The sequence below is a fragment of the Mycobacterium sp. genome (genome assembly GCF_032162105.1).
Classification (GTDB): domain Bacteria; phylum Actinomycetota; class Actinomycetes; order Mycobacteriales; family Mycobacteriaceae; genus Mycobacterium.
This window is the reverse complement of the sequence record NZ_JAVRPS010000608.1, coordinates 1-4,786: the sequence shown is the minus strand read 5'-3', so window position 1 is coordinate 4,786 and position 4,786 is coordinate 1. Positions and strand designations below refer to the sequence as shown.

General features: G+C 64.4%; 6 protein-coding genes. 5 read left to right on the top strand and 1 reads right to left on the bottom strand.

Annotation, left to right across the window (positions count from 1 at the left end; translation table 11 throughout):
• From QOC69_RS31000 to QOC69_RS30985, 4 genes are all read left to right on the top strand, one after another.
• Window positions 1-401, top strand: a 401-nt coding sequence (locus QOC69_RS31000) for an acyl-CoA dehydrogenase family protein (protein WP_526446337.1), incomplete at its 5' end; no start/stop codon positions are given.
• Between the two features lie 28 nt (window positions 402-429).
• Complete coding sequence (locus tag QOC69_RS30995; protein ID WP_526446336.1) at window positions 430-1,494, top strand: acyl-CoA dehydrogenase family protein; 1,065 nt, start codon at window positions 430-432, stop codon at window positions 1,492-1,494.
• A gap of 5 nt (window positions 1,495-1,499) precedes the next feature.
• Entirely contained in the window at window positions 1,500-2,042 is a 543-nt protein-coding gene (locus QOC69_RS30990) for a hypothetical protein (protein ID WP_526446335.1), read from the top strand.
• A complete protein-coding gene (locus tag QOC69_RS30985) occupies window positions 2,042-2,863 on the top strand; it encodes a fumarylacetoacetate hydrolase family protein (RefSeq protein WP_526446334.1) in 822 nt (273 codons plus the stop codon). The genes QOC69_RS30990 and QOC69_RS30985 overlap by 1 nt, the downstream gene beginning before the upstream one ends.
• 156 nt (window positions 2,864-3,019) lie before the next feature.
• Here the strand turns inward: QOC69_RS30985 and QOC69_RS30980 are convergent, their stop codons facing one another.
• The gene (locus tag QOC69_RS30980; protein ID WP_526446333.1) at window positions 3,020-4,252 is read right to left on the bottom strand and encodes an NAD(P)/FAD-dependent oxidoreductase; all 1,233 of its coding nucleotides are present in this window, start codon (window positions 4,250-4,252) and stop codon (window positions 3,020-3,022) included.
• 259 nt (window positions 4,253-4,511) lie between these two features.
• Between QOC69_RS30980 and QOC69_RS30975 the strand changes: the two genes are divergently transcribed.
• A partial coding sequence (locus tag QOC69_RS30975) for a hypothetical protein (RefSeq protein WP_526446332.1) occupies window positions 4,512-4,786 on the top strand: 275 nt, incomplete at its 3' end.

Below are 4,786 nucleotides of genomic sequence, written 5' to 3'. Positions count from 1 at the left end.
TCTCCCGGTTGGTCGAATTCGTGGCGGTCTCCGCCGCCGACGGCAGCACTCCCGCCGCCGACCCCACGGTCCGCGCCGAGGTGGCACGCGAATGGGTTGCGGTCCAGGCGCTCAAGTTCACGAATTATCGGTCGCTCAGCCGACTACTCGAGACGGGAATTCCGGGCCCGGAATCGTCAATCTCCAAGATTGCCTGGGCAGAGTCAAACCAGCGGATGACCACATTGGCGACCCGGCTGCAAGGCATGGCAGGAGGCCTGTCCGGCGAATCTGCGCCGTGGAATGGCTTCTGGCAACAGCAGCAATTACGTAGTCGCGGAAACAGTATCGAGGGCGGCACCTCAGAGATCCTGCGGAACATCGTCGCCGAGCGAGTTCTGAATCTGCCGCGCGCCCGCTGACGCGCCGACCAATCAACCAGGAGACAACATGGACTTCACTCTGTCCGAAGAGCAAGAACTGCTGCGCAAGTCTGCCGCCGAGTTCCTCGCAAAGCGAGCTCCGATCGAAAGGTCGATACCGCTCATCGACGGCTTGGCTGGCTGGGATCCCGACATCTGGCGCGAGATTGCGGCACTCGGTTGGCTCGACGATGAACTCGACCTCCTGGACCAAGCCGTGCTGGTCGAAGAATGCGGCGCTGTCCTGCTACCTGCGCCGCTCTTCTCCACATTTGTCGCGACGCCGCCCGGTGTCGAATCACTTCTGCGACAACACGGTGTGGTCCGAGAAAGACCGTTGACCCTTGCGTGGGCAGAGAAAGGGCGCGGATTCGGCCTTACCGACGCATTGTCCGCAGGCTTGACAGTCGTCACCGACGCGACGATCACGGGCGGCAAGACGCTCGTCACCGACGCCGCCAAGGTCACCGGATTCGTCGTCGTCGCGCACGATCATGATCGCCTGCAATTGGTCTACGTCAACGCGTCCGACGTCCGCGTCCGTTCGCAGTCGACCTTGGATCGGTCGAGGCCGCTCGCCGACATCGAATTCGCTGCCGCATCAGCACTCCCGCTGATCCCGTCGGCGGACGTCGCGGACGCTGTCGCCTCCATGGAACATCGGGCGTATGCGCTGGCCGCCGCCGAGGCACTCGGCGTCGGACGGTCAGCGCTCGACCTGGGACTGACTCACGCGCGCGAGCGGAGTCAATTCGGAAGGCCCATCGGCGCCTACCAAGCGGTATCGCACCGGCTGGTCGATGCATACGCGGAACTCGAACTCGCACGGTCACTTACATATTGGGCGGTGCACTGCCTGCAGGCGGTCGACGACGACCGCGCAACTGCGTGCGCCGCCGCGAAGGTGGCCGCGACCGCCGCGGCCGTTCACACCTGCGAGACGACGATCCAAATCACCGGCGGTCTCGGCATGACCTGGGATCACACCGCCCACCGACTTTACAAACGAGCCATGTCCCTCCAGTCCTACTTGGCCGGCGAGCGACGCCTGCACCAAGACATCGCCGATGCAATTCTTCCGCGAGGCGCCTAGCATCCATGCGCGACGCCAGCTACCAGCTCGTGCGGCCACCTGGAGTTCATGCTAGTCACTTGTATTTCCGAGTTCATAGCGGTAATACTGGTTGGGTGACTATTGCTCTAGATCTCCGTACCCAGCTCGAACAAGCCGTGGTCGAGAGTTTCACGACCGTCGACGAAGGCCATGCCGTCGATTCACTTTGCCAACTGACCGCCGATTTCGCTATCACCAGCGAGGGGCAACGAGTCGGCCGACCGCAGTACGACCAACTGATGGCCGCTCGGGACAAGGCCCTCTACACCTCGCGCCACGTGCCCGCAAACTTCCGCGTCGCGGCCCACGATCAGGAGTCGTTCCAAGTCGACTTCGTTGTCGTGGTGCACCGGACCGAGCACGCAACAGGTGCGTACAGTCTGTCGGTCCTCGACTTCTGCGACACCTGGGTGCGCGACGACGCCGGTGCACTGCTGCTTCGCCTGCGACAGGCGACCACCGTCATTGACATCAACGCACCCACCTCGCGGCCAAAGGTCGCCGCTCTCTCGAATGAGGTTTCGTAATGCAGGTTTTCACGACGACCGAGGGCGTCGTCCGCGTCGACAACCGTGGCGCGACACTGCTGGCCGACCTGGTGAGTCTCGACGATGTACTGGCCGCAGGAGAATGGGGCCAACTGGCCGACTACCCGGCCGGACCGTCGGTGACTCTCGAGTCGCTCACCGTCAGGCCACCGGTCGTGCCGGCCAACATCGTGCTCGTGGGGCTCAATTACCGCGGTCACGCCGAGGAGACCGGGCAGCCGGTTCCTGATGCCCCGATGTTCTTCCCGATCGGAGGCGACGCAGTGGCTGCCAGCGGTGACGTCATTCCGGTACCACCGTCGGCACCGAGTCAGGTGGACTACGAGGGTGAAATCGGCGTGGTCATATCTCGATCTGCCTACCAGGTCCCCGCGGCCGACGCCTGGTCGTACGTTGCAGGTTTGACGCCGGTCAACGACGTGAGCGCGCGTGACGTGCAGATGGCCGCCGCAGCGCAGGGCGACATGGTCGGCGCCTTGTCCTCGAAGAGCTTTCCAGGGTTCAAGCCACTCGGACCCGGAATCTTGACTGGCGCTCACGACAACGCCGACCTCAAAGTGACGACATCGGTCAACGGCGAACTGCGACAGCAGGCCACTCTCGGGGACCTCATTTTCGATGTGCCGACGTTGATCGAAGCGATCACCGCCAGCATCGAACTTCGGGCCGGCGATGTCATCTCGACGGGTTCGCCCGCGGGTGTTGGGTTCGTCAGCGGACGGTTTCTCGTTCCCGGCGACGTCGTCGAGATCGCGCTCGGCGACCTCCCGCCGCTGCGCAACGTATTCGGCCTCGGCTAGGCCGGCCGCGATCGAGCGTTTGTGACCGAGCGTCAGACATCGCAGGCTCCCCTGCTGGCAATCGGAACAATCCTGCTGCGCAAGGGAACTCGAACCCCACGTCCGAAGACGCTGGCACCTGATCGACTTCACGGACCCGTGGACGAATGGTCCGCTTCACTGGACTCGGTGGCGCCGTAGATACCACGGCATGACCACTGACCGGCGTACCCAGGTGTTGAATCTTGGCGCATTGAGCACCAACCGCCCGATCACCAGCAGCGCTGCGCCGCCGATATTGACCCCGTAAGGGGCTTGGTTGTGTAGGCGGTAGGACATCAGCGGTGGTACCCCGTTGGGATAGTTGGGCGGCTCCGCTGCCAGCAGCATGATGTTGCGCGCGACGACTTTGGCCTGCGGCGAACATTCGGATGCCCGTTGTACCGTCGGCCACTCGCTGGTCCCGCCGACCACACGAACCGCGTCGCCGAAAGCGAAGATGTCCGGGTGGCGCGACGGCGTAGGAAAGCACTGGAACGTGGGATCGACCGATAGCCAACCGGTCGGGGTGTGCGGCAGATCGAGGTCCGCGATCACCTCCGCTGGCTGCAGCCCGCCAGCCCAATACGTCCCATCGCACGGTATCTCCCTCGTGCCATCGGGGCCGTCCACCATCACCGCCGCACGCTCGACCTGGACCGCACGCGTCCGCAAGAGTACGTCGACGTGCTGCTGTCGCAGGAGGTGCTCTGCACGACGACCTGCCCGTTCGGACAAGTGTGGAAGCAGCCGCGTTCCGCTGTGGATGAGGGTCACCGCGGGCGCCCGCCATCCCGGTGGTCGGACCCGCGCCAAGTGGGCCAACTCGCCCGCCAGTTCGACCCCGCTGATCCCACCGCCGATGACCACGAGCCGAGGCTCGCCGACCGACTCAGTGCCATAGGGCTGGCCCCGCGTTCCGTTGGCCTGCGGAATCCGCGCCTGGGAGCCGTCGAGCAACGCGACGAGATGCGCGTGGGCCTCGTCGAACTCGCCGGCGAACTTGTAGCCCAGCAGGAGCTCGCGGCCCGGTAACCACTGCGGCGCCGCCAGCGCCGACCCGAGCGCAACGACGACAAATCGCCCACTGAGCCGTTCGCCCGAGGCGAGCTCGACCGTCTTCGTTGGCACGTCCATTCCAACCACGTCACCGAGCACGTACCGGTATCCGGCGTTCTCCACTTGCTGCGCGGTCGCCAGCTCGCTCTTCGACATGGGCAGCCGCAGGCAGAGGCGCTCGTGCGCCAAGGGGATGTACCCGTGTGCCGCCTGACGGTCGATCACGACGATCCTGAGGGCCCGCCCGGCCGGGATGCGTCGCAGGTGATGGACCAGCTCTATGCCGGCCATGCTTCCCCCGAGAATCAACACGTCACAATCGGTAACGGATTCTTCTCGAGGCACATTTCCTCCTGAAGGAGCTGGGTGTCCGAGGGCAGCTGGCGCCCAGTCTGATCATCGAAAGACAAGGCAGAGAACGAGTATATCGGAACGAGTCCATTCAATCGCTAATGCGAGTAACTCTTGTAACAATGCGAATTTCGGGGTACCGTTCCGATCCGTTGAAACCTCGATGGGAGGGACCGCGATGGCTACCGCCCGGCCAATTTCAGCTGTCTTCGCTGCAGGCATGGCTCTGCTGCTAGCAGCATGCGCGTCCGATAGTTCGGGGAGTGGTCAGGAATCCGGTCGAAGTGAGCGCGCCACCGCTGCAACCGATTCCGAACAGGCCACGGTCGTTGCGCTGGGCTGGGCCCGGGCCGCTTTCGGCGCCGTCATCATCACGTTGCCCGGGTTCTTGCTCAAGCGGTTGTTCCCCGGCAAGGATCCCGACCCGGTCGCGGTGGCCATCGCGCGCGGGTTCGGCGCCCGAAACATCGCGGTGGGCGCCGGCATCGTGTGGGC